This is a genomic window from Pseudomonas sp. EYE_354 (assembly GCF_023148575.1).
Classification (GTDB): Bacteria; Pseudomonadota; Gammaproteobacteria; order Pseudomonadales; family Pseudomonadaceae; genus Aquipseudomonas.
Genome location: NZ_JAHXNQ010000013.1, coordinates 162,613 through 187,075 on the forward strand (window position 1 = coordinate 162,613; position 24,463 = coordinate 187,075).

At 51.5% G+C, this 24,463-nt stretch carries 16 protein-coding genes and 1 pseudogene; 12 read left to right on the forward strand and 5 right to left on the reverse strand.

Annotated features, from left to right (window positions below; all coding sequences use genetic code 11):
* Positions 1-11: 11 nt before the first annotated feature.
* From recF to KZX66_RS18880, 6 genes are all read left to right on the forward strand, one after another.
* Entirely contained in the window at positions 12-1,115 is a 1,104-nt protein-coding gene (gene recF, locus KZX66_RS18855; RefSeq protein WP_248082060.1) for a DNA replication/repair protein RecF, read from the forward strand.
* A 4-nt stretch (positions 1,116-1,119) separates the two neighbouring features.
* Positions 1,120-3,537, forward strand: a complete 2,418-nt coding sequence (gyrB, locus tag KZX66_RS18860; protein WP_248082062.1) for a DNA topoisomerase (ATP-hydrolyzing) subunit B — start codon at positions 1,120-1,122, stop codon at positions 3,535-3,537.
* 954 nt (positions 3,538-4,491) lie between these two features.
* A complete protein-coding gene (locus KZX66_RS18865; RefSeq protein WP_248082064.1) occupies positions 4,492-5,130 on the forward strand; it encodes a Tn7 transposase TnsA N-terminal domain-containing protein in 639 nt (212 codons plus the stop codon).
* Positions 5,111-7,066 (forward strand): DDE-type integrase/transposase/recombinase, encoded by a 1,956-nt coding sequence (locus KZX66_RS18870; RefSeq protein ID WP_248082066.1) that lies wholly within the window; start codon positions 5,111-5,113, stop codon positions 7,064-7,066. The genes KZX66_RS18865 and KZX66_RS18870 overlap by 20 nt, the downstream gene beginning before the upstream one ends.
* Positions 7,063-8,004: a TniB family NTP-binding protein gene (locus KZX66_RS18875; RefSeq protein ID WP_248082068.1), complete on the forward strand. Its 942-nt coding sequence runs from the start codon at positions 7,063-7,065 to the stop codon at positions 8,002-8,004. The genes KZX66_RS18870 and KZX66_RS18875 overlap by 4 nt, the downstream gene beginning before the upstream one ends.
* A gap of 81 nt (positions 8,005-8,085) precedes the next feature.
* A complete protein-coding gene (locus KZX66_RS18880) occupies positions 8,086-9,930 on the forward strand; it encodes a TniQ family protein (RefSeq protein ID WP_248082070.1) in 1,845 nt (614 codons plus the stop codon).
* A 117-nt stretch (positions 9,931-10,047) separates the two neighbouring features.
* On the opposite strand, the gene KZX66_RS18885 is transcribed toward KZX66_RS18880, so the two are convergent.
* Positions 10,048-10,659 carry an HAD family hydrolase gene (locus tag KZX66_RS18885; protein ID WP_248082072.1) on the reverse strand — a complete coding sequence of 204 codons (612 nt, stop codon included), beginning with the start codon at positions 10,657-10,659 and terminating at the stop codon, positions 10,048-10,050.
* A gap of 70 nt (positions 10,660-10,729) precedes the next feature.
* Positions 10,730-10,942 (reverse strand): hypothetical protein, encoded by a 213-nt coding sequence (locus KZX66_RS18890; protein ID WP_231422323.1) that lies wholly within the window; start codon positions 10,940-10,942, stop codon positions 10,730-10,732.
* Between the two features lie 92 nt (positions 10,943-11,034).
* Between KZX66_RS18890 and KZX66_RS18895 the strand changes: the two genes are divergently transcribed.
* Positions 11,035-11,367: a hypothetical protein gene (locus KZX66_RS18895; RefSeq protein ID WP_248082074.1), complete on the forward strand. Its 333-nt coding sequence runs from the start codon at positions 11,035-11,037 to the stop codon at positions 11,365-11,367.
* Positions 11,368-11,555: 188 nt separating this feature from the next.
* On the opposite strand, the pseudogene KZX66_RS18900 reads toward KZX66_RS18895, so the two are convergent.
* Positions 11,556-12,176 (reverse strand): annotated as a pseudogene (locus KZX66_RS18900) (Sir2 family NAD-dependent protein deacetylase); the annotation flags it as partial.
* Positions 12,177-12,363: 187 nt separating this feature from the next.
* On the opposite strand from KZX66_RS18900, the gene KZX66_RS18905 reads away from it, so the two are divergent.
* From KZX66_RS18905 to KZX66_RS18920, 4 genes are read left to right on the forward strand one after another with little or no spacing between them, the layout of a single operon-like run.
* A complete protein-coding gene (locus KZX66_RS18905) occupies positions 12,364-15,801 on the forward strand; it encodes a DEAD/DEAH box helicase family protein (RefSeq protein ID WP_248082076.1) in 3,438 nt (1,145 codons plus the stop codon).
* Between the two features lie 2 nt (positions 15,802-15,803).
* On the forward strand, positions 15,804-16,418 hold the full coding sequence (locus KZX66_RS18910; RefSeq protein ID WP_248082078.1) for a hypothetical protein: 615 nt from the start codon (positions 15,804-15,806) through the stop codon (positions 16,416-16,418).
* A gap of 18 nt (positions 16,419-16,436) precedes the next feature.
* Positions 16,437-19,223, forward strand: a complete 2,787-nt coding sequence (locus tag KZX66_RS18915) for a site-specific DNA-methyltransferase (RefSeq protein WP_248082080.1) — start codon at positions 16,437-16,439, stop codon at positions 19,221-19,223.
* 41 nt (positions 19,224-19,264) lie between these two features.
* Positions 19,265-21,346, forward strand: coding sequence for a 3'-5' exonuclease (locus KZX66_RS18920; RefSeq protein WP_248082088.1), 2,082 nt, complete (start codon positions 19,265-19,267; stop codon positions 21,344-21,346).
* Positions 21,347-21,465: 119 nt separating this feature from the next.
* Here the strand turns inward: KZX66_RS18920 and KZX66_RS18925 are convergent, their stop codons facing one another.
* Both KZX66_RS18925 and KZX66_RS18930 read right to left on the reverse strand, forming a co-directional pair.
* Positions 21,466-21,768, reverse strand: a complete 303-nt coding sequence (locus KZX66_RS18925; RefSeq protein ID WP_248082090.1) for a hypothetical protein — start codon at positions 21,766-21,768, stop codon at positions 21,466-21,468.
* Between the two features lie 634 nt (positions 21,769-22,402).
* Positions 22,403-22,777, reverse strand: a complete 375-nt coding sequence (locus tag KZX66_RS18930) for a helix-turn-helix transcriptional regulator (protein WP_248082092.1) — start codon at positions 22,775-22,777, stop codon at positions 22,403-22,405.
* 602 nt (positions 22,778-23,379) lie between these two features.
* Between KZX66_RS18930 and KZX66_RS18935 the strand changes: the two genes are divergently transcribed.
* Positions 23,380-24,456: a WYL domain-containing protein gene (locus tag KZX66_RS18935; protein WP_248082117.1), complete on the forward strand. Its 1,077-nt coding sequence runs from the start codon at positions 23,380-23,382 to the stop codon at positions 24,454-24,456.
* Positions 24,457-24,463 lie beyond the last annotated feature (7 nt).

Sequence of the window (24,463 nt, forward strand, 5' to 3'; positions counted from 1 at the left end):
GCAGAAGCTAGATGTCCCTCAGTCGCGTCTCGGTCACCGCGGTGCGCAATCTGCACCCGGTGACCTTCTCCCCCTCCCCCCGCATCAATATCCTCTACGGCGCCAACGGCAGTGGCAAAACCAGCGTGCTGGAAGCCATCCACTTGCTGGGGCTTGCTCGTTCCTTTCGAAGTGCTCGCCTGTTACCGGTTATCCAGTACGAACAACTGGCAGCTACGGTCTTCGGCCAAGTTGAGCTCGCGGAAGGTGGGCATAGCAGCCTGGGGATATCCCGTGATCGCGGTGGCGAGTTTCAAATTCGGATTGATGGGCAGAACGCTCGCAGTGCTGCTCAGTTGGCCGAAATTCTGCCCCTGCAATTGATCAACCCCGACAGCTTCCGCCTGTTGGAAGGCGCACCGAAAATCCGCAGGCAATTCCTCGATTGGGGAGTGTTCCACGTGGAACCACGTTTTATGGCCACCTGGCAGCGGCTGCAGAAGGCCCTGCGGCAGCGGAACTCGTGGCTGCGGCATGGTACACTTGACGCCGCTTCGCAAGCGGCCTGGGACCGGGAACTGTGCCTGGCCAGCGACGAAATAGATGAATACCGCCGCGCCTATATCAAAGCCTTGAAACCAGTCTTTGAGCAGACCTTGAGTGAGTTATTGGATCTTGAGGGCCTGACGCTGAGCTACTACCGAGGTTGGGACAAAGAGCGAGAACTGAGTGCAGTGCTCGCCACGTCCTTGCAGCGGGATCAGCAAATCGGCCATACCCAGGCCGGACCCCAACGGGCTGATTTGCGTCTTAGATTAGGCGCTCACAATGCTGCGGATATATTGTCCCGCGGTCAGCAGAAGTTGGTGGTGTGCGCATTGCGTATCGCCCAGGGCCATCTGGTTAGCCAAGCCCGACGCGGGCAGTGTATTTATCTGGTGGATGACTTGCCGTCCGAACTCGACGAGCAACACCGCCGTGCGTTATGCCGCTTATTGGAAGACTTACGCTGCCAGGTGTTTATTACCTGTGTAGACCACGAATTATTGAGGGAAGGCTGGCAGACGGAAACGCCAGTTGCTTTGTTCCACGTGGAACAAGGCCGTATCACCCAGACCCACGACCATCGGGAGTGAAGGCATGAGCGAAGAAAACACGTACGACTCGACCAGCATTAAAGTGCTGAAAGGTTTGGATGCCGTACGCAAACGTCCCGGTATGTACATTGGCGACACTGATGACGGTAGCGGTCTGCACCACATGGTGTTCGAGGTGGTCGACAACTCCATCGACGAAGCTTTGGCCGGTCACTGCGACGACATCAGCATCATCATCCACCCGGACGAATCCATTACCGTGCGCGACAACGGCCGTGGTATCCCGGTAGACGTGCATAAAGAAGAAGGCGTTTCGGCGGCAGAGGTCATCATGACTGTGCTCCACGCCGGCGGTAAGTTCGACGACAACTCCTATAAAGTCTCCGGCGGCTTGCACGGTGTGGGTGTGTCGGTGGTAAACGCTCTGTCCGAAGAGTTGATCCTGACCGTCCGCCGCAGCGGCAAGATCTGGGAACAGACCTACGTCCACGGCGTTCCGCAAGAGCCGATGAAAATCGTCGGCGACAGCGAAACCACCGGTACTCAGATCCACTTCAAGCCTTCGGCTGATACCTTCAAGAATATTCATTTCAGCTGGGACATCCTGGCCAAGCGTATTCGTGAACTGTCGTTTCTCAACTCCGGTGTGGGTATCGTCCTCAAAGACGAGCGCAGCGGCAAAGAAGAGTTGTTCAAGTACGAAGGCGGCCTGCGTGCGTTTGTTGAATACCTGAACACCAACAAAACTGCGGTCAACCAGGTGTTTCACTTCAACATCCAGCGTGAAGACGGCATCGGCGTGGAAATCGCCCTGCAGTGGAACGACAGCTTCAACGAGAACCTGTTGTGCTTCACCAACAACATTCCTCAGCGCGACGGTGGTACTCACCTGGTGGGTTTCCGTTCCGCACTGACGCGTAATCTCAACACCTACATCGAAGCCGAAGGCCTGGCCAAGAAGCATAAGGTCGCCACCACCGGTGACGATGCCCGTGAAGGCCTCACTGCGATTATTTCGGTGAAAGTGCCGGACCCGAAATTCAGCTCCCAGACCAAAGACAAGCTGGTGTCTTCCGAAGTGAAGACTGCGGTGGAACAGGAGATGGGCAAGTACTTCTCCGACTTCCTGTTGGAAAACCCGAACGAAGCCAAGTTGGTTGTTGGCAAGATGATCGACGCTGCGCGCGCCCGTGAAGCGGCGCGTAAGGCTCGTGAGATGACCCGTCGCAAAGGCGCGCTGGATATTGCTGGGCTGCCGGGCAAACTGGCTGACTGCCAGGAGAAGGACCCTGCCCTCTCTGAACTTTACCTGGTGGAAGGTGACTCTGCTGGCGGCTCCGCCAAGCAGGGTCGTAACCGTCGCACCCAGGCCATCCTGCCGTTGAAGGGTAAGATCCTCAACGTCGAGAAGGCGCGCTTCGACAAGATGATTTCCTCCCAGGAAGTCGGCACCTTGATTACGGCGTTGGGCTGCGGTATCGGCCGTGACGAGTACAACATTGAGAAGTTGCGCTACCACAACATCATCATCATGACCGATGCTGACGTCGACGGTTCGCACATCCGTACCCTGCTGCTGACCTTCTTCTTCCGTCAGTTGCCGGAGCTGATCGAGCGTGGCTACATCTATATCGCTCAGCCGCCGTTGTACAAAGTGAAAAAAGGCAAGCAAGAGCAATACATCAAAGACGACGACGCCATGGAAGAGTACATGACGCAGTCGGCCCTGGAAGATGCGAGCCTGCACCTGAACGACGAAGCACCAGGCATCTCCGGCGAAGCGCTGGAGCGGCTGGTTAACGACTTCCGCATGGTGATGAAGACTCTCAAGCGCCTGTCGCGTCTGTACCCTCAGGAACTGACCGAGCACTTCATCTACCTGCCGGCGGTGAGCCTGGAGCAACTGAGTGATCATGCAGCAATGCAGGACTGGCTGGCCCAGTACGAAGTGCGTCTGCGTACCGTCGAGAAATCCGGCCTCGTCTATAAAGCGAGTCTGCGTGAAGACCGTGAACGTAACGTATGGCTGCCAGAGGTCGAATTGATCTCGCACGGCCTGTCGAACTACGTCACGTTCAACCGAGATTTCTTCGGCAGCAATGACTACAAGACCGTGGTGACTTTGGGCGCGCAACTGAGCACCCTGCTGGACGACGGTGCTTACATTCAGCGTGGCGAACGCAAGAAGCAAGTCAAGGAATTCAAAGAAGCCCTCGACTGGCTGATGGCAGAAAGCACCAAGCGCCATACCATTCAGCGATACAAAGGTCTGGGCGAGATGAACCCCGATCAGCTGTGGGAAACCACTATGGACCCGGCTCAGCGTCGCATGCTGCGTGTAACCATCGAAGACGCCATTGGCGCGGACCAGATCTTCAACACCCTGATGGGTGATGCGGTCGAGCCTCGCCGTGACTTCATCGAAAGCAACGCCCTGGCGGTTTCCAACCTGGACTTCTGATCCGGTGTAGGTTCACAGAATAGTTGCGACGTTTCACAAATAAATGGTTCGACTAGCCCCTAGGGTTAGGCAGTCATTTTAGAAGAGGGCCCGCTGATAGCGGGCTTTTTTTTGCTCGTAAAACGGTGGGATACGCGACGGTGACTTTGGCACAGGAGAGCGAATCTATAATAAAAATTTATTGGTGCTAATTAGGTTGGGATTTTTGGACGGTTAAATAACCGAAACCCTTGTGGATCTATACCTTCAGCAACCCGAGAGGCAAGAAAGTTAATCGGAACGGAACGCCTAATAGGGCGAGCCTGACATCTGATTGAGTAAAAAAAAATAGAGTAATTAGATGGTTGGAGCGTGAAGCAGAGTAATAGGGGAGGTATTAATATTTATATTCTGAGTGTTCAATAAGTATAAATATATTATACCTAGTTATCTCTAAAAATTTGCCGGATACGCTGCTGAGAAGTAAAAAAATTGGTCGATTTTTATCTGTAAGTCATGGATTTTCCTAACGTGCTGGAATACTATTTAATATCTAGTTTTTGAGCGCTGGACTATTCCGTTAGTGAAATCAAAAGGTTGCTGAAGGTGATTCAAGCAAACTCTTTAATTAGAAGGTGGATAGGTTAACGCGTTTAGATCAGGTCCGTATAACCAAGCAGTACTTAGATTGTGTTTATCTATTAAGTCAGAGGGTGAAAAATGAAAGGCGGGAGGTGTGAAATGTAAAAACGCGACCAAAACCTAGGGGCTTTGACCGCGCTGATTTGAAGCAGAGTTGCAGATGTGGTGTCAGCAATTTCAGCTTTTTTTCAGTACTTGTCAATCCCCTCCCATCATTTCGACTTTATCGAGGCTGCTCGACGGGAAAGTGTTGCCTGTCGATTGTAGCCCTCGATTACCGCTCTGCACCAGGCTTCCTGGTGCAGCGACGGTGCACGTCTATGGAGGTGTGCGATGGCAGTACGTAAGGTAGTTACCCGAAGCTCATGTCATTTCCGGGGGTACTTCCCCTCTTTAAAAAATGGCCATTCTGTGCCTTGGGAATCCCAGTTGGAAGGTGGTTTTTTTCGGCTCCTGGAGCTCTCCCCGACCGTTGTTCGTTATGAAGTGCAGCCTTCTCGGGAAAGAGTTCCACTAGGTGATTCATTTGTAGATTACGTTCCCGATCTCCGCGTTTTTCTTGAAAACGGTTGTGAGTGGTGGTTCGAAGTGAAGCCAGAAAAAAGACTGTTAATTAACAGCGTTAAGTTAAAACTTGATGCAGCAAAAATGCATTTCATTGCTACCAATCGGAATTTTTCTGTCGTTACGGATCATTTGATATGGAGGGAGCCACTAGCAAATAATTTACAAAAGATTCTATATCACCGACGTGGCCCTTTGCTTTCTTCATCGGATAAAGCAGACGCCTGTTCCGAATTAAATAAATATCAACCTCATAGTTTTGAGGAAGCGGTATCGATTTTTGGAGAGATGGAAGCTTGGCGTTTTTTAGCTCTGTGCATTATTGGCGTCAACCTTGATGTTTCACTAGGTTATAAATCACCGATCTTTCTAACCGGAGGACATCGCCATGCAAACATTTTTGCTTAAGTCGAAACTCGTTGTTGTTATAAATGGGGTAACGATGTCACTTCACCGGAGAATCATTAATGGGAGCTTGCTGTTTTATGATCAGCTAGGAGAGCCGACTAAGTTAACTGAGTCTGAGTTTTATCTCGGTTACGAACGGCGGGAGATCGAAATCTGTGCGGAACAGCCGTTCCTTGGTGAAATTCCCTACGCGAGGAACGCAAGCCCGGATTTAACTTGTTTTCCAAAAAAGCACAGTGATGAAGCTTTACGCCGGCGTTACTATATAACTGGCGTAATGGAAGGTAATACAAGGATACCCAGTAAGGAAACTCTACGAGCTAAATTAAAATTGATTTCTGAGGCGCTAGGAGAGTCGCGTACTCCCTCGATTTCAACAGTTAGGAGGTGGTGCTCGAAGTTTCTGGGTAACAATGTTGTAAGGCTCGTACCGAAACATTCTTCTAAAGGAAGGGTCAACGTAATATCTGGTGAGCTAGAAGAGGTGTTGCTAGATGTTATAAATCGAGTATACCTTCAGTTAGAACGTCAAAAAATTTCGGTAGTAGTCGGCGAATATTTAAAGCGCTTGGAAGAGATAAATGCTACACGTCTGGGTTCCGATCAGTTAATAAAACCATGTGGAATGACTATTAGGAGATATATAGCTAAGCTTGATCCGTATGAGGTTGATGTACATCGTATAGGTAAACATGCTGCCAAAAAGAAACATCGGGTCGCGGACGGAGTACTTGTTGTTGATAGCATATTGGATCGTTGGGAGATTGACCATACTCTGTTGGACGTGTTGTTGGTTGACGAAGAAACAGGATTCGTTATTGGGCGCCCCTATATTACGGTAGTGCTTGACAAGTTTTCCCGCATGATCATGGGCTACCTACTCCATTTATCTGCACCAAATACCGAAACTGTGCTTCGTGTAATCGAGCGCGGCATTCGGCCTAAAGCAGCGCTTTTGGCGCGCTTTCCTAACGTCCAGAACGAGTGGCGTTGTCATGGAATGCCCGCACGGCTCGTCCCTGACAACGCCGCTGAATTCCATGCGGACGATATGATCGCTGGCTTCAACGAGCTTGGTATCGAGATTATGTACCCTCGATCCCGAGGGCCGGAAATGAAAGGTTCAGTTGAGAGGTTTTTCCGTACCCTGAATATTGGATTGATTCATAAGTTACCAGGAACAACTTTTTCCAATATCCAAGAGAAGGGGGATTACAAATCGGAGAAACACGCTTGCTTCACGTTGACTCAGCTTGAAGCCAGCGTTGTGAAGTGGGTTGTTGACGTGTACCACCAAACATCCCACCGAGGGCTTAACAAAAGGACTCCTGCGCAAGTGTGGGCCGCCCACGAGGCAGGCCGACAGCTTAGGCTTCCCGTTGATCTTGACGCACTCGAATGTATCCTTGCACGCCGAAGTATGGCGCAGATACATCACTACGGTATAGAAGTAGGAGGCTATGGATACCACTCTCCTGAACTATCCGAGCTGAGAGCGCGGCTGCAACCTAAAGAAAAAGTAAGCGTTCGGTATCGTGATGAGGTCGGCCATGTTTGGGTGCATGATCGTTTCAGAAATATATTTTTGCAGGTACCTATAAAAGACAAGCGCATGCTTGGGTTGAGCCGTGATGTATTGAAAGCAGCTAATAAAGCGCTAAAAGATAGCGGAGTCATTAATCCTAGTTTCGAACAAGTTCATCAATCGCATCGCGATATAACCGAGGATATCAACGAGGCTCGCCGCTCTCAGATGATGCGTAAGCGTCGGGAGGTGGCCCGTGCCAAGTTAGATAAGAACGGTTGGAAGATTCAACCAGCGAAGCATCAAGTTGTATCCGCCGATATGGATTGTTTTGATATGGAGATGACGATAGATACGGCGACTCCATACAAGGTAACTTTTCGTGACCCGAGCGGAGACAATAAATCATGAGCAGTTATCAAGAAAACCAAGCGCAATTCTCCCTACGTCACCACTTCATCCTCAGTCCGCAGGCGGAGCGAGCACTGACTCGATTAATTGAAGTGCATGGAGACACACGACGCACAGGCTCTAGCAAGGGGCTTGTTATACAAGGACCAAGCGGTGTGGGGAAAAGCACGTTGATCAAAGAGTACGTTAGGGGCTTGGAGTCTGCGAAAGAAACCGAGGAGGTAAAACGCTCTGTTCTCGTTGTGGAGATTCCCTCGTCGCCTACTAAAAAAAATCTCGCAACAGCCATGCTAACCGCGATGAAAGATCCCTATGCAGACTCACGTAGCCATTCTGCCGAAACGAAATTTGCGAGGATCATTTTGCTTTTGAGCAACCTCAACGTCGAAGTTGTTGTTCTAGACGAAGCGCAGCATCTCGTGGATTACAAGCGTAATGATGCCTACGAGGCCGCTGACTGGGTCAAAAGTCTGATGAACGAAACTCGCATTATGTTCGTCCTCGTTGGCCTAAAGCGGACTGAAGGTCTGCTTTGGGCCAACGAACAGTTGCGACGAAGATTCTCTGCAACGGTTGATTACAACAGATTCACGCTAAATGAGGCCAGTTGGACACAGTTCGCTATGTTGCTTCAAAGCGTCCGTGAACTACTGCCGGTCCTTTCCATTACTTTTACAGATAAGGAAATGATTCGTCGCTTTTATTTGGCCTCATTCGGTTTAATTGACTATCTAATCAAGATTGTTGATCGCGCCGTTTGGTTGGTACAGAATCTAGGAGCCGAAGGCATCAATCTTGAAATACTTCGTGAGGCCTTTAAGGACGAGGTCTGGAGTGCAGCACCTGATGAGCGAAATCCGTTTAGTGATATGTTCGATTTCAAACCTTTGATCAGAGATCATGAGCCGTTTGAAAGCTTCGACATTATTGCGGCTTAAAGCTATTCAAACCCGGTGTAATCATCGGGTTTTTATTATTTAAATCTAAACGGTTGCGATGTTTTCCGAGGGAACAGTTTTATGTTCGGTTTAGTAGTAAACCCTGCGCCTAAATATGATGAGAGCTTGGCGGGTTATCTACATCGCTTGGGAGGATGTAATGGTCTCTGGAATGGCGAGGTTATTAAGCTTTTCAAAGATCTCTCTGATGAGCTGGTATATGACTGGCTAAGTGAGCATGCTAGGCATGCAAGTTGGCGTGATGTGAGTGCGGAAATTCGAGCGCCTAAATTTAATAATCAGAAGGTATGGTCCATAATAAATGCAAAGTATTGCCCAGTTTGTATGGCTTCAGAATTTTATTGGCGAGAGTTGTGGGACCTAACTCTATATACAGTGTGCACTGTACATAAACGTGAGCTCCTGTACAGATGTCCCGGTTGCCAAGCAAAAGCGACGCAAAAGATTCTATTTAGGGAGAGCTGCGACAGCTGTGGCCATCCCATTATTACGGCATGTTCAAGCTTGCCGACGGTGGATGAATCAAAACTGTGGATTTCTGTCGAACTCGAGCAGCGAATCCGCGGTTGTAGTAAGAATTTATCGCCAGGAGTTGATTCGCTAACTTTGGCCCAGTTTCATTTTTTTGCCATTCGAGTTGCTGTAAGGGCATTGAGCTGCACACATGATATGAACATGATTATCGCCTCGAAGTCTTATAAAAACGTGGTTCCTGACTTGGCTGCTGCTGCGGGTAAAATACTCTTAGGTTGGCCAAAAACCTTTCATGATTTGCTTAACGATCTTATGGATCTTAGAGAGTCTAGCCTTTCTTGGAGGTTAGGCTCTGCATTTGGAAGAATTTACAATGATGTGTATTTGTCGTTAACAGACGAATGCTACGACTTTGTTCGTGATGAGTTTGAACGATACGTTGTTCTATACTGGGAGGGTCCATTGGCTATGAGGAATCGGCGCTTAAGTGAGTGTACATTACTTGCCCATCGATGGCTCCCATACAAAAAGGCAGCGAGAACAGTTGGGCTTCCCGAAAGTTTTCTCCGAAGGATGCATATGTACGGCGAGCTTGCCACGAGAGAGTTTACTTACACCTGTGGTAAAACTGCCACAGTGGTAGATCTAGAAGACGCTCGCAGGCTCACCTCATCGCGGCATGAACCGATTAACTTACGTGAAACATCTCGTTTGCTTTGCCTGAGTAAGAAGCGTATCGAGCAATTAATAGAGGCAGGTATATTGAAATTCGTTGGTGGTTGCCCGCATGCTGGTGAGAGATGGTTAATTGACTACTCTTCAATAGGGGCTTTAGTACCTAATATTTTTTTGAAAAGCTGCGGTGTGGATTTCATAACAATTTCTCAAGTCGCAAAGCACTACCTTCCTACTTCAAATGGCTTAACAGAATTGGTTGTTGCAATTAAGGATGGTGAAATACCTGTATTTTGCAGAGCTGAGTCAGAAGCGGTGTGTGTTGGTGAGTGGTTAGTGAGTAAAAGCGAACTTTTATTGAGGAAAATAACACTTCACTCATCATCGCAGGACAAAGGACTGTCAGTCGCGGATGCAGCAAAAGAGCTGGGCGTGAAGGAGGAAGTGGCTTACGCACTTGTACGTCATGGCCGTCTTAGTAGTGAAAAAGTTCAATGCTCTAGACGGTCAGCACAGATTATAAGTCCCACAGCAATAAAACATTTCAAACGTAATTATATTCTGTCCCCTGAAGTCGCACGGCTTTTGGAAATACCACGAGGAAATGTTTTACTGCAATTGCGAGACGAAGGATTTTCTCCTGTAGTTGGCCCTACGTTATTACACGCGAAATGCCGACAGTATGCATGGCGAAGGAGCAAAAAGCTGACAGCCTATCTTGCTTCTTTTGCAAGGCTGTATGGGTTACCTGAGTAAGCTGGTTACTGCCTAAGCCGTATTGCACGTGGTGCCGATATGCCGCTAACCCGGCTAGGTAGCATTTCGTTGGTTCTGGTCGATTAATCGCTACTTTATATCGCATTGCTAGAGCCATTAGCTTTTGCGGAGGATGTCTTCTGCAAATACTTGCAAGGTCGTGTAGCTACCTCCACCTTTCCGATCCAGGTAAAAGCCGTGCATACCGAACCCAAGGGGACCATCACAATCGCACCTTTGCGAATCACCAATCATCCATGTTTCATGAGGCATGGTACCGATGAGCTGCGTCACATGCTGGTAGATTTTGAATGATGGTTTGATAGCTCCCACTGAAAAGCTGTAGGCGTAACCATCCAGATTCGGATACAGCCTTTCGATGGCCGATGCATATGGTTGAGCGAGATTGGAGCAAACCGCCACTTTTAATCCTGCTGCTTGGAGGGTCGCCACAGCAGCAATTCCGTCAGGATAGGCTTGGATGGCCGCCAGCTCTTCACGGAGGCCGTCCTCAAGTCGGTTCATGAAATCAGTTTCAACAGATATCCCGAAATAATCAGCTGCTTGTCTAAGGTCCATAGGCATGGACAGTAGATCCTCCGCGTCGGTGGCTTTGGGGCGTCGGCCTTGTTCGATCCCTATTTTAAGAATCTTGCGATAAGGATTTGTCCCAACACCGATTTTTACGAGTGTGCCAAACGCATCAAATACGGCTGCCAAAACGGGCATGGAAAGGCGCTCACATGTGGGACTGACTTTCAGCTATCAAATGGGTCATTAGGCGGTTGCCGATCATCAGTCAGAGGTCATTAGATTTGAGCTTCGCCAGGCCCTGTTTAATGTGGCCGGCATTTTCACCAATGGTGTACAACGCACCGCGGACATTTTCACTGATCTCGCTGAACCCCCTATTCTCGATGTGGAGGGTCAGTTCCATCAGCGCAGCCTCCAGCGCCAATTGGTTTTGGTACATTCTGTCCAACAGGTCTGACAGAGAATATTCCCCAGACATTTCGCGTAAATTCCATTCGAGAAACTTCAAGCATAGCAGTGGCTCCCGCTAGAATGGGTTGGCTATACATAACGTTTTTTCTGAGAAATTGGATGATTATGGAATTAACAGAAGAAGAGATGCGACGCGCACTGTTCGGTGGGCCTGTGACCCCAGCGCTTGCAATTGATACACACGAACAAGACACCGTGCCGGATTTGTTGGCGGTGGATCCATCGAAAGATGCGAAAAAAAAGCAAGTTTCAAAAAGCTTTACTGCAAGGCAGAGAGTCACGCTGCGGGTAGGAAACGAATTTGAGGGCAAGATGCACGAGATTGTGTATGAGGCCGATACACTGAGCTCCCTGTTCGCGCAGCAAGAAGCGACTAGGACGGCCAGAAAGAAATTCAGGTTCGTGGAAGTGGTATCGATTAAGTCGATGTAATTGGATGCAAGGGCTTGGCTTGTTCCCCAGGTATCAAATGACGTAATGAGACCCTTACTGGGCTCGATGCGAGTACATGTGCTCGGTCGTTGAGACTTCCTGAGGAAAGCGATATTTTTGGTGGAAATAAATTATCAAGAAGGAAAAATCCGCATGGTTTTTCTAGCCGAAAACCGCTGCGCCAGTCTTCAACCCGCGCGAATGGTCTCTATCCTTTCGGCTAACATTGGCGATATCTCGACGGCAGCCCCCACTAGCATGAACTCCTTCTGTTCGCCCATTGAAACGTCAGCCTTGTTCACGTGAATGACGGGTGCTCCAGACGCCAATGCAAGGTCCGGAAGGCCCGCGGCAGGCATTACAATTCCAGAGGTGCCCACTGAGATCAGAAGGCCGCAATCCTTAACCAGGTGAACTGCTTTCTTCCAAGCCTGGTGCGGCAAATCCTCTCCGTACCAGACCACAGCAGGGCGCATTTTGCCGTTACAACGTCCACACCTGGGAGGCTCAATCAAAGCGCCCTCATCCGGCATTGCTGATTGATCTGGCGACACGGCCGAAGACCGATGGCAGGCGAAGCACTTGGGCATTGCCAAAGTGCCATGCAAATGCACCACATTTACAGACCTCGCTCGCTCATGAAGGTCATCGATATTCTGGGTGATTACAGAAACCTGGCGTTGTGTGTTAGCCATGCGAGATACCGCAAGATGTGCTGCACTTGGTTTTGCTTGACCAACTCGGAGACGCCTCCACAGATACCATTCCCATACTAGTGCTGCGTTCTCACGAAACGCCTTGGCTGTCTCATTAGTAGTCCCATCGGTTGTTTGCTATCGATTTAGCATGATAAAGAGCTATCCTTCATCTTTTTCGGCACATGGTAAGCGGAAGGTTTAATCCCAAGCGCGTGCCAAGGAAGGTTGGAATACGTCGTGCAACAAGCATGTCAGTTCCACTGAAAAACACACCAAGGCGCGTAGGTTTCTAATTATTATGTCCAACCCGTTTTTTGATCACCCAATCCTGAACTCTCCATACCAGCGCCCTGCTCGCTATTGGGAGCTAGACGAAACTGGCCAGCCTACCCAGAAGGTCATCGGGGACCGGCGCAAGGCTGAGTTTATTACGCCTATTCCCAAGCCGAAGAAGCAGAAAACGGCCCCGAAGCAGGAGGGCTTTCTCTTTGATGAAGGAAAAGGGCTTTCAACCGGGAGGCAGCAGTACGACCCTACCTCGATCATCAATAAGGTTCGTGGCCATGTAGATACATGGCGTGCGCTGCCATCCAGCCAATGGCAGGTCACCTCCGAAACGGCACGTTTGCTCCAGCATTGGCGGCATCATGAGTTTCATGGCGTACGTCCGTTCTTTTGTCAGGTTGAAGCGGTCGAAACGGCGATTTGGCTTACCGAAGTCGCTCCTTTATCTAAACCAGGTAAAGAACTGCTAGAGCACCTCGCGGCTGCCAATAAGGACGCCAATCCAGAGTTGATGCGTCTGGCGCTCAAGCTCGCTACCGGTGCGGGCAAGACGACGGTCATGGCTATGATTATTGCCTGGCAGACCGTTAACGCTGTTCGTAGCCCTGCCAGCAAGAATTTCACGCGCGGATTCTTACTCTGTGCGCCTGGCCTTACCATCAAGGATCGTCTGCGCGTGCTACAGCCCAACGATCCGGATAGCTACTACAAGGAACGCGAGCTGGTTCCAAGTGACATGCTTGACGACATTTCCCGAGCCAAGATCGTCATCACCAATTATCACGCATTCAAACTGCGCGAGCGCATCGAGATTTCCAAGGGTGGTAAGCAGCTACTCAAAGGCCGAACCGGCGAATATCCCCAAACGCTTGAAACCGAAGGGCAGATGATTCAGCGAGTGATGTCGGATCTGATGGGCATGAAGAGCATCATGGTCATCAACGATGAAGCACACCACTGCTATCGCGAAAAACCCGCATCAGATGACGACTTCATCGACGACAAAGGCAATGCGATTAAAGGCGAAGCCCTGAAAGAAGCCAAGGCGCATGCTAAAGATGAGAATGAAGCCGCCCGTCTCTGGATTTCTGGGTTGGAGGCGGTCAATCGCAAGTTAGGTGTCAATCGTGTTATCGATCTATCGGCAACGCCGTTTTTTCTTGCCGGCTCTGGCTATGTCGAGGGCACACTGTTCCCCTGGACGATGAGCGACTTTTCGCTGATGGACGCCATCGAATGCGGCATCGTTAAGCTGCCGCGCGTCCCTGTTGCAGAAAACATCACTGGCGACGAGATGCCGATGTTCCGCAATCTGTGGGAAAACATCAGGAAGGACATGCCCAAGAAAGGCCGGGGTGCCAATCAGGATCTCGATCCACTTAAGCTTCCAACGAGGCTTCAGACAGCCCTGCAAGCACTCTACGGGCACTATGAGAAGACTTTCGCAAAGTGGCAGGAGGCTGGAATCGGCGTGCCCCCGTGTTTCATCGTAGTTTGCCAGAACACAGCGATCTCCAAGCTTGTTTATGACTATATCTCCGGTTTCCAGCGTAAGAAGGATGATGGGACAACTACGCTCGAAAACGGTCGCCTTGCTCTGTTCCGCAACTTTGACGAAACCACGGGCAACCCGCTGCCGCGCCCGAACACTCTCCTTATCGACAGCGAGCAGCTCGAAGCTGGTGATGCATTAGACGACAACTTCCGCAGCATGGCTGCCGACGAAATCGAGCGTTTTCGCCGCGAAATCGTCGAGCGTAGCGGGGATGTACGTGCAGCTGACAACGTCACTGATCAGGAGCTCCTGCGAGAGGTCATGAACACAGTTGGCAAGGCAGGGCAGCTCGGCGGCTCGATTCGTTGCGTTGTGTCCGTGTCGATGCTCACTGAAGGTTGGGACGCCAATACTGTTACCCACGTACTCGGCATACGCGCCTTTGGCACTCAGCTCCTTTGCGAGCAGGTAATCGGCCGCGCACTGAGACGCCAATCCTACGAGCTTAACGACGAGGGCCTGTTCAACGTCGAGTACGCAGATGTGTTCGGCATTCCTTTTGACTTCACAGCCAAACCCGTCATCGCGACGCCCGCCACACCGCGCGAAACCGTACAGGTCAAAGCGATACGCCCGGAGCGGGACGCGCTGGAGATTGTTTTTCCACGTGTTGAGGGCTATCGAGTCGAGCTACCCGAAGAGCGTCTGGTCGCTGACTTCAATGATGAATCCAAGCTCGTCCTTACGCCCGACCTGGTAGGACCATCGCAAACTCAGAATGCCGGTATCATCGGCGAGTCGGCAGACATGACACTTCAGCATCTTGGTGACATGCGCCCCTCCAGCCTGGTTTTCAACCTCACACAACATCTGCTCTACACTAAGTGGAGAGACCCCGGTGAAGAACCAAAACTCCATCTCTTCGGCCAGCTCAAACGTATCACCAAGGAGTGGCTGGACACTTGTCTCATCTGCAAGGGAGATACCTATCCCGCCCTGCTGATGTATCAGGAACTGGCCGACATGGCCTGCAATAAGATCACCGCCGCCATTACCCGGCACTTCCTCGGTGAACGCCCCATCAACGCGCTGCTCAATCCGTACAATTCGTGCGGATCAACCCGGCATGTACGTTTCAACACCTCGAAGACTAGCCGGTGGGAAACTAGCTCTCAGCTTAACCACATCAACTGGGTTGTCCTCGATAGCGACTGGGAGGCCGAGTTCTGCCGCGTTGCAGAGCGTCACCCGCTTGTACGGGCCTATGTGAAGAACCACGGTCTTGGCTTCGAAGTACCTTACCGCTTTGGCTCAGAGACGCGTAAATACCTGCCGGACTTCATCGTGCGCGTCGATGATGGTCATGGCCCAGACGATCTTCTCAACCTGATCGTCGAGATCAAGGGTTACCGAGGTGAAGATGCCGTTGAGAAAAAATCCACTATGGACACCTACTGGGTGCCCGGCGTGAACCACCTCGGCAGCTATGGCCGCTGGGCATTTGCCGAGTTCACCGACGTGTTCCAGATGCAGCATGACTTTGCCCAGAAGATCGAAAGCGAATTTAACAAGTTGATCGCATCTGTTGTAAATATAGCAAACGAAGTTCCTGGCGAGTTTGTATCCAATATTCGCAAAGCGATACTCGATACTCTTAATAGTAATCAAGATAATGTTTTTCATCTTTCCGATATTGAATCTGCCGCTGTTAGCGCAAATTGCGAACCTGAAGATGTATTTGGAGTTCTTTCCATGCTATCAAGCCCATCTGCGAACCAACTTCGTATGGAGCTTCGCTCGGAAAGCAAGGGCGGAGAGGAAGTGCCCATGTCGGCTTTCATTGAGAATCTAAAAAAATGGTGGCGCGACAGATCCATTCAGCAGGCAGACTGGGACTCTTGGTCGCGAGATATTACGGTAAGCTGGTTAGACGTCAATAATAAGGGTGAGGCGTAGGAATGACTAATCCCAACACGCTTGCAGCTCTTCTCGAAAGAATTAAAAGAAAAGCGCCAGAGTATTTTGATATTTTGACAGCCGAGACGAACGAGGAATTTGATAAAGCCTTCGACGTGGTACTTGGCCAAGCAATTTCAAGCCTTGAGCGACAAAGTAATAACTATAAGAGGCTGGATGAGGTTGGGCTTAGCGGAGTGCTAGCCACAGCGCTTTCGATACCAGGGTTGACTGTTACGCCCGAGGCACATTCAAACGGTCACGTGGACCTGTTAATTATGGCCGATCACTCCGTTCCGCAATTTATAAAACTTGCTGAAGCGAAGATTCACCGCGGCTATGGTTGGCATGCAAAAGGATTGTCACAGCTATTTGGTCGATACACGACTGGAAGAGAAACTCGGGGACTACTGATTTCCTTTGTAAAGCAAATGAATATATCGGGAGCGACAAAAGAGGTTCGTGAAAAAATGGATGAACGCTCTCCATGCTGCCAGCAAGGAAAGACCAGTGACCACATTTTTAAGTGGTCTTTTCTATCCAAACACGCCCATCCATGTGGCGATACTCTCGAGGTTGGTCACGTTGGCTGCAATCTCTTTGTAAAATCAAAATAGCACCAAGCGAGCTAGTTTATGGCCAAGCAACCTATTATCAAGACCGTTGAGATCCTCAAGCACGACGATGCCAAGCGCAAGAACATCCCTTCTGCCGAACAGCAATCTTTTGTGCAGGAACCAGCCGCGCCAAAGCAGATCCGCTATCCGCGCAACAAGGATCTAGATCCGCAGCTCGTTTGGCGCGGTAAAGACGAGCAGGACTGGAGTGATCTCGTTGTTAATGTCCCGCCACTCTACATTCAGGAAAAAGTTCACCCCAAAGCGCTGATTGATGAGCTGCTGCGCGAGACTAGGGAGCGGGAGCACGATGCTGGACAGGTAACGGCAGACCTATTTGCCGACTTCAACGGTATCCCCAAGGGCGCTGACAAGACTGAGTTCTATCAGCACGATCAGAACTGGACTAACCGTATGATCTTGGGGGATAGCCTGCAGGCTATGGCCAGTCTTGCCGAGCGTGAGGGACTGCGGGGCAAGGTACAATGTATTTATTTCGACCCGCCTTACGGCATCAAATTCAATAGTAACTTCCAGTGGTCCACCACCAGCCGCGATGTGAGGGATGGCAAAGCCCAACACATCACGCGCGAGCCGGAGCAGGTTAAGGCTTTCCGCGATACCTGGAGAGACGGGATTCACTCCTATCTCACCTACTTACGGGACCGGTTGACTGTGATGCGTGACTTGCTCACAGAATCAGGTTCAATTTTTGTTCAGATTAGTGACGAAAATGTTCATCGTGTCCGCACTTTAATGGATGAAGTGTTCGGAGAGACTAACTTCGTCAATACAATCGTCTTCAAGAAAAAGAGCGCTACATTCTCCACCGAAACTGTCTTCGATTATATAATTTGGTATTGCCGAAATAGAGACTTGGTGAAGGTGCGGGATCTTTACGAAGCCCGACCTTCACCTGAGGGAGAGTCGAAGTTCAATACTATCGTCACTCCAGACACAGTTTTCCACAACGTATCCAAGCTTGGGCCTGAAGATATTGCTGCTCTCGTCCAGCGTGGCGGGAAGTGGGCGCGAGTCAACTACCCGATAGTGAGTCAGCACCCAAGTGAAACGCGAAGCAAGGATTTCCTATTCCGCTCCAAGATGAAGCAATGCGGGGCAAATAAACAGTGGCGATTCGGGCCGGATGATGGGCTGAAGCGAATTGAAAAGGCCAATAGGCTCTTTGACGGGGGTGGATCTTCGCTTGGAGGGGTGGTTTTCTGGGATGATTGGAACCAAGTTGCGAAACCCAACATCTGGGACGATATTCACGGAGAAAAATTTCCAACCTACGTTGTTCAGACTGCTACAACAGCAATAGAGCGTTGCATTCTTATGACCACGGACCCAGGGGACCTGGTTCTAGACCCAACCTGCGGTTCAGGCACTACAGCTACAGTCTCCGAGCATTGGGGGCGTCGTTGGATCACGATGGATACTTCGCGGGTAGCGTTGGCGCTTGCCCGTGCCCGTATCATGGGCGCTCGTTATCCATTCTACCTGCTGGCCGATTCCCGTGAGGGTCAGGCCAAAGAGGCCGAAGTCACTCGTACCGCTCCGAGTTTGCAGCCAGTAAACGGTAACATTCGGCACGGCTTTGTCTATGAGCGCGTGCCGCGAATTAAGCTCAAATCTATAGCCGACAATGCGGAAATTGATGTCATTTGGGCTGAGTGGCAGAAGGCATTAGAGCCTCTGCGAGAACAACTGAACGCGGATCTTAAGAAATCTTGGCAGGAGTGGGAAATTCCGCGTGAAGCTGGCAAGGATTGGTCAGCGGCGACAACGGCGCTTCACACCGAATGGTGGAAAGCACGTATCGCGCGGCAGCAGGAAATCGATGCGTCTACCGCTGCGAAGGCAGAGTTCGAGCACCTCTACGATAAGCCCTACGAGAACAAGAAGGCTGTGCGCGTGGCAGGCCCCTTTACTGTGGAAAGTTTAAGTCCCCACCGCACGCTCGGAGTGGATGAGAATGACGAGCTGATTGATCAGATGCAGGTGTCTGAGCCGGGCGCGGAATATGCGGCTAAGCAGACTTTTCCACAGCTGATTCTGACGAATCTTAAAACGGCTGGCGTGCAGCAGGCGCATAAGGAAGATCGGATTAACTTCACTATGCTGACTGCTTGGCCAGGCCAATTGGTGTGTGCTGAAGGTCGCTACCTGGAGGGCGACACAGAGAAACGTGCAGCCATCTTCATTGGCCCCGAATTCGGTACTGTGCAGCGTGCTGATCTAGTGGCTGCTGCGCGAGAGGCCGCAGACGCTGGCTTCGATGTGCTTATTGCCTGCGCCTTCAACTTCGAGGCGCACACTACTGAGTTCGCCAAACTTGGCAAGCTGCCTGTGCTTAAGGCTCGCATGAACGCTGACCTGCACATGGCCGAGGACCTAAAGAACACCGGTAAGGGCAACCTTTTTGTGATCTTCGGCGAGCCAGATATCGAACTCATCACACAAGACGACGGCCAAGTGCGGGTGAAGGTGCTCGGTGTGGATGTATTCAAGCCGCAGACTGGTGAAGTCATCAGCGACGGTGCCGACGGCATCGCTTGCTGGTTTATCGACACCGATTACAACGAAGAGAGTTTCTTCGTCCGTCACGCCTACTTCCTCGGCGCGAATGATCCCTACAACTCGCTGAAGACAACACTGAAAGCCGAGATTGACGCTGAAGCCTGGGCTTCCCTCAACAGCGACACCTCCCGTCTATTCCCCAAGCCGAGGTCTGGCCGGATTGCCGTAAAAGTGATTAATCACTTGGGTGATGAGGTGATGAAGGTGTTCAGGGTTGTTTGAATATTGCATAGCTATAGGTTGGCCTACAGGAGATTGGCGGAATGGGTATGGATTTCCGGATTGCAGATACTTTTACCGATAGCCTGACTCGCCTGACGGGTGAAGAGCAGAAAGTCGTAAAAACGACTGCCTTCGACTTGCAATTGAATCCCGCTAACCCGGGCATGAACTTCCACAAGCTCGACAAGGCGAAGGACAAAAATTTCTGGTCGGTGCGGGTCAGTAGTGACATTCGCATCATTGTCCATCGCAGCGATTCGAGTTTGCTCCTGTGCTACGTCGATCATCACGACAAGGCTTACGGCTGGGCTGAACGGAGAAAGCTTGAAACGCACCCGAAGACAGGTGCAGCGCAACTCGTTGAGATACGTGAAACGGTTCAGGAGATCCTGGTGCCGGTGTATGTGCAGCAAAAGTCGGCTGTTGCGCTTCTGTTCTGTGAGATATCTGACGATGAGCTCCTGAGCTACGGTGTACCACCGGAGTGGCTGGCGGACGTTAAACAGGCGACCGAAAGCTCTCTGCTGGCCTTGACAGATCACCTGCCCGCCGAAGCTTCAGAGGCATTGCTAGAGCTGGCGACCGGCGGCAAGCCGCGTATACCTGATTTCTCCGTAGAACAAAGGAGTCCCTTCGATCACCCGGACGCTCAGCGCCGCTTCCGCGTGATGGCAGATGTAGAGGAGTTGCAGCGCGCACTCGACTGCCCTTGGGAAAAATGGGCGGTGTTCCTTCACCCGGAGCAGCGACAATGGGTCGAGCGCGACTATTCCGGACCAGCACGTGTTTCCGGTTCTGCGGGTACAGGCAAGACAGTAGTGGCCTTGCACCGTGCAGCTGTTTTGGTGCGTGCTTATCCTGAAGCACGCGTGTTGCTGACAACCTTCTCCAACACGCTTGCGAACGCCCTGCACGCAAAACTGAAATGGCTGTTGAGCAATGAACCCCGTTTGGCCGAACGCATCGACGTTTACTCTCTTGAAGCGATAGGCCTGCGGCTTTACAGATCTCGCATTGGGACGGTTTCCGTTGCGAGTCGCGAACGGGTCCGTGCTTTGATTGATGAGGCTGGTCAAGTCGTTGGTGGCCATAAATTCAGCATGCATTTCTTGGTGACTGAATGGGAACAGGTGGTCGATGCCTGGCAGCTTAAGGAATGGGAGGCGTATCGCGATGTAGCACGTCTTGGCCGAAAGACTCGCCTCCCGGAGGCCCAACGCAAGGTGCTGTGGGGCATCTTTGAACGTGTGCAAATCGAGCTGAAGGCACTCAATCTGGTCACGATGCCCGAAGTGTTTACTTCTTTGGCGACGAATGTTGCCAAGAGCGACAAGGTGATCTTCGATCACGCCATCGTTGATGAAGCACAAGATATTGGCGTGGCACACCTCAGGTTTCTAGCAGCAATTGGTGGTGGACGCCCAAATGCGCTGTTCTTTGCTGGCGACCTGGGGCAGCGCATCTTCCAGCAGCCTTTCTCGTGGAAGTCGTTGGGCGTTGATGTGAGGGGCCGTTCGCGAACCCTGCGCATCAATTACCGCACCTCCCATCAAATTCGAATACAGGCTGACCGTCTGCTTGGGCCGACGGTGACCGATATAGACGGAATCACCGAAGACCGGAGTGACACTGTTTCGGTTTTCAATGGCCCGCAGCCAACCGTCCATGTGCTGAAAACAGTACGTGACGAGATCGAGAGCGTTGCAGGTTGGATGAGAGCACGGACTCAGGCTGGGTTTTTGCCCCATGAGTTCGGAGTATTCGTTCGTTCGGCTGCGCAAGTGGATCGGGCCTCACAGGCCGTGGCAGCAGCTGGTTTGTCATTCAAGGTATTGGACGAGCAGGTGGATACTGAGAGCGGATACGTATCAATCGGCACTATGCATTTGGCAAAAGGTCTGGAGTTCCGGGCTGTGGTCGTCATGGGCTGTGATGATGAGGTGATCCCTCTGCAGGAACGGATAGAAACAGTGGGCGATGATGGTGACCTAAAAGAGGTGTATGACACTGAACGGCACCTCTTGTATGTCGCTTGTACGCGCGCACGAGATGAGCTGGTTGTGACAAGTGTAAGTCCAGCTTCGGAGTTCCTGGATGATCTGCTGATGCCCCGGAAATCATGAACCGACCTAAAACAAACTAATCCGAAGTGGCACCGCCGAGTGCCACACCTTCTCCACCCGATTGCGCGGGATCTGATTTTCGCGTACAGGACTTCTTTATAGACAGAGCACTTGGTCAGCTATAACCAATGGGTAGGAATCTCGATCTGAAAGTTCTTTGCCACGATACGTAGCGTGGCAAGGATTTCTGTATGGCGGGATTGATCAGCTGGTTGCCAAGTGGTTCGACGGCCCAGCAGAATTTTCAGCTCGCCTAGGTTGTACATTCCTAGCCGATGGAAATTGCCCCAGCTGGGCATACCAAAAAGATTATAGATGACTATCGTCGAGTCACGCTCGCTGGCTAGCCTCTTTTCGCCTGTAAGCTTATCAGTAGCAGCTTCTGCCTCATCGCGATCGTCGTAAGTGTTCAGTAATTTCATGAGGTATGTGCATAACAAAGTGAAAGCAGATTGTACCGGAGTATCTGTTGTTGGGAGGCAATAGGTTCACCAGAGAGATACTTCGCCCAATTGCAGTTATCGACAACCATCAAAACGATCCACTGCCGTCATTGAGCGCAAATACCTAACTGATCTCGTGCGAGATGGCTTCTATAATTCAGCGCCCTTTCAGATGTTTCACAATGCCCCGCCCTTCTGGTATTGCACAATAGGTGAGGCGGGTTGCCGGGTTGGCCACACAGGCTCACCAGCGTCGTATAGACAGGTGCAGGAATGAACCTGTTACCTCAATCGCCCCTGGTTTCGTAGACACCTCCAAGCCAGGTTCAGACAGGGGACTTTTTGTATACGAGGACTCGTCCGGCCATGCGTGCGAACACCAACCCGTACTGTTCAAGATTCCGCCGCACGTGTCGGCCAAAGTCATGACGCGTCTTACGTTGCAACGGTGCCCAGGATGGTTCCCCGATTATCTGCCGAACCGTGAACTCCTGTCCCAGTGGCATTACCGCGACGTTTTGCTTGAGGACTCGCGAAACCTCATCCCACTCGGCGATCTGGGTATTCATAAGTTGCCCTTAAGTTGTAATTGTATGCTGATGAGTGCAGTACTTTAGCCGCGAATGATTATCTCGATACGTTCGATGTCCACCCCAAAGGTGATTGCCAAGCCAGCTTTGGCCTCTGCGATGCTCAAACCGCAGACACCAGAGGGAACACTTGACGTATTGGTGTTGGTCGTTGATTCGGACGGCTCCTGCTGTACCGCGGCACTCATGGTGAATTCGGGATAGAGAATCTCGTTCAGCTTCTTCCATGTGTCGGCACGGGGGCTCGCAAATTCCCCGCAGTCAGATTCTTCATAGCGACGGGGCATCACGCCATGAATATTGGCCTTTCGGGCAAGCTCGGCGCGGCTCAATCCAAGGAGTTCGCGCCGAGCTTTCAGGGCAGCAGGAAAGTCGGGAGAAGTGGGCGAAGGAAGCATGGGGAGCACCTGGGGTGATTGGCGATAGCGAAAGTGTATTTTAGGTTGCCCTTGATTTCAAGGGTAAGATAGTTTGAGTTTCGCTTTCGCCGCTCTAGATCCTCAGCAATGCTCTGGACGAGCTTGGTCAATGGCCATCACGTTTCGTGTACTGGGATTACAGTTTTCTCTCTCCCGAGTCGATCGACTCGGCTACCTAGATAGTCAGGCTGACCGCAGTGCCATCCATCAGTGCCTCCTCAACGCTGCCGCGTTATTTGTCAGCGAGAGTCGGCTATGACCGTGTACAGCTCTCCGCGACGACACAATTTGTCGCTCCCCCATAACAAGATGCAAAAAACACCAGGAGCCCACTGTCATGAAGAACCTACTTGCCGCCATCAGTTGTGTTGTAGTGCTGAAGAAGGCCTGTGAGCTATTCCGCGAATACCAAGACTTGAAGCGTTACAAGGAAGCCCACGCGCCCGAAGGCCACTGAACGGGTTGGGTGCCCATCTGACTTTAGTCATGTGCGACGCTAGAGAAGTAGCACTGCGCCATCATTTTTATTAGCATCGTGGCCAATCTGGCGTCAGCGACTGATGAACAACAAGGTAGTCTCTATGTCTCAAGCGAAGGATACGCTGCTCAGGCTGTTCGCTCTGCTGCGCCTAATTCCTACCGAGCCGCAGCGCATAGCCAGCACCACCCTGCTGGAGAAGCTGCATGACAAGGGTTTTTCCGTCACGCTGCGCTCTATCCAGCGGGACCTTAACCGGCTCTCCCTGCCGTTCTCGTTGCTATGTGACGAGAGTGAATCACCCTTCCGCTGGAGCTTCACCCGAAACGCACCGCTGAGGCTGGAGGACATGGACGCGCCGACCGCGCTTGCCCTATGCCTGTCCGAAAGCCATCTGGCAACACTGCTGCCACAGACTGTTCTCGACCAGCTCAACCCGCAGTTTCGCCGAGCTCGGCATTTCCTCGGTGATGTGGGCAACAACGGCTTGGCATACTGGGCGCGTCGCGTCCGTGCGATACCCAACGGCAAGACTCTCCTGCCAGCGGAGATCGCTCTGGAGGTCTGGCGAGCGGTTTCGGGGAGCCTGTTAGAACGTCGACAGATCGAAGTCGCCTACCGCAGCCGCAGTAAAGGTGGTGTAAAGCATCTGGTTCTGCACCCGGCCGGGCTCGTCTCCCGGCATGCCATTAGTTACATGCTGGCATCGGTGGACGGTTATGACGACTTGCGCCAGTTTGCCCTGCACCGGATCCAGTCGATCCGCATGCTGGAAGCCGAGGCCAGGGAGCAATCCAACTTCAACATCGACGACTACATCGCCAGAGGGCGCTTCAGCCAACGCCAGGGCGATGAGTGCGTTGAGTTGGTCGCTGACATCCACCCCCAAATTGCCGAGTTACTGAGTGAGACGCCACTCAGTGACGAGCAATCCCTCCATGACCTCCCCGACCAGGCTTGGAAACGCTTGTGTGCCAGGATCCCGCTGGACCGCGAGACCCTGTGGTGGATCTTCGGCCTCAACGAGAACATTCGTGTCCATGCACCCCAGGTCTGGGTCGATGAGATCCGTCAGCGCCTGAAATCAATGCAGCAGTTCTATCTGAATGAGGACGCGCTTGTCTCTGCCGCCTCTACCCATTCCAGCGTCGGCACTGCCGTCGTTCAGCACAACGTCTGAGGCTCTC

What these genes read in the sequence shown, in the direction of transcription:
- KZX66_RS18885 (WP_248082072.1), bottom strand. Translation starts at nt 10,659, where the DNA reads ATGCCCGTTTTGGCAGCCGTATTTGATGCGTTTGGCACACTCGTAAAA.
- KZX66_RS18935 (WP_248082117.1), top strand. Translation starts at nt 23,380, where the DNA reads ATGTCTCAAGCGAAGGATACGCTGCTCAGGCTGTTCGCTCTGCTGCGC.
- recF (WP_248082060.1), top strand. Translation starts at nt 12, where the DNA reads ATGTCCCTCAGTCGCGTCTCGGTCACCGCGGTGCGCAATCTGCACCCG.
- KZX66_RS18915 (WP_248082080.1), top strand. Translation starts at nt 16,437, where the DNA reads ATGGCCAAGCAACCTATTATCAAGACCGTTGAGATCCTCAAGCACGAC.
- KZX66_RS18920 (WP_248082088.1), top strand. Translation starts at nt 19,265, where the DNA reads ATGGGTATGGATTTCCGGATTGCAGATACTTTTACCGATAGCCTGACT.
- gyrB (WP_248082062.1), top strand. Translation starts at nt 1,120, where the DNA reads ATGAGCGAAGAAAACACGTACGACTCGACCAGCATTAAAGTGCTGAAA.
- KZX66_RS18910 (WP_248082078.1), top strand. Translation starts at nt 15,804, where the DNA reads ATGACTAATCCCAACACGCTTGCAGCTCTTCTCGAAAGAATTAAAAGA.
- KZX66_RS18875 (WP_248082068.1), top strand. Translation starts at nt 7,063, where the DNA reads ATGAGCAGTTATCAAGAAAACCAAGCGCAATTCTCCCTACGTCACCAC.
- KZX66_RS18870 (WP_248082066.1), top strand. Translation starts at nt 5,111, where the DNA reads ATGCAAACATTTTTGCTTAAGTCGAAACTCGTTGTTGTTATAAATGGG.
- KZX66_RS18905 (WP_248082076.1), top strand. Translation starts at nt 12,364, where the DNA reads ATGTCCAACCCGTTTTTTGATCACCCAATCCTGAACTCTCCATACCAG.
- KZX66_RS18925 (WP_248082090.1), bottom strand. Translation starts at nt 21,768, where the DNA reads ATGAAATTACTGAACACTTACGACGATCGCGATGAGGCAGAAGCTGCT.
- KZX66_RS18895 (WP_248082074.1), top strand. Translation starts at nt 11,035, where the DNA reads ATGATTATGGAATTAACAGAAGAAGAGATGCGACGCGCACTGTTCGGT.
- KZX66_RS18930 (WP_248082092.1), bottom strand. Translation starts at nt 22,777, where the DNA reads ATGCTTCCTTCGCCCACTTCTCCCGACTTTCCTGCTGCCCTGAAAGCT.
- KZX66_RS18890 (WP_231422323.1), bottom strand. Translation starts at nt 10,942, where the DNA reads ATGTCTGGGGAATATTCTCTGTCAGACCTGTTGGACAGAATGTACCAA.
- KZX66_RS18880 (WP_248082070.1), top strand. Translation starts at nt 8,086, where the DNA reads ATGTTCGGTTTAGTAGTAAACCCTGCGCCTAAATATGATGAGAGCTTG.
- KZX66_RS18865 (WP_248082064.1), top strand. Translation starts at nt 4,492, where the DNA reads ATGGCAGTACGTAAGGTAGTTACCCGAAGCTCATGTCATTTCCGGGGG.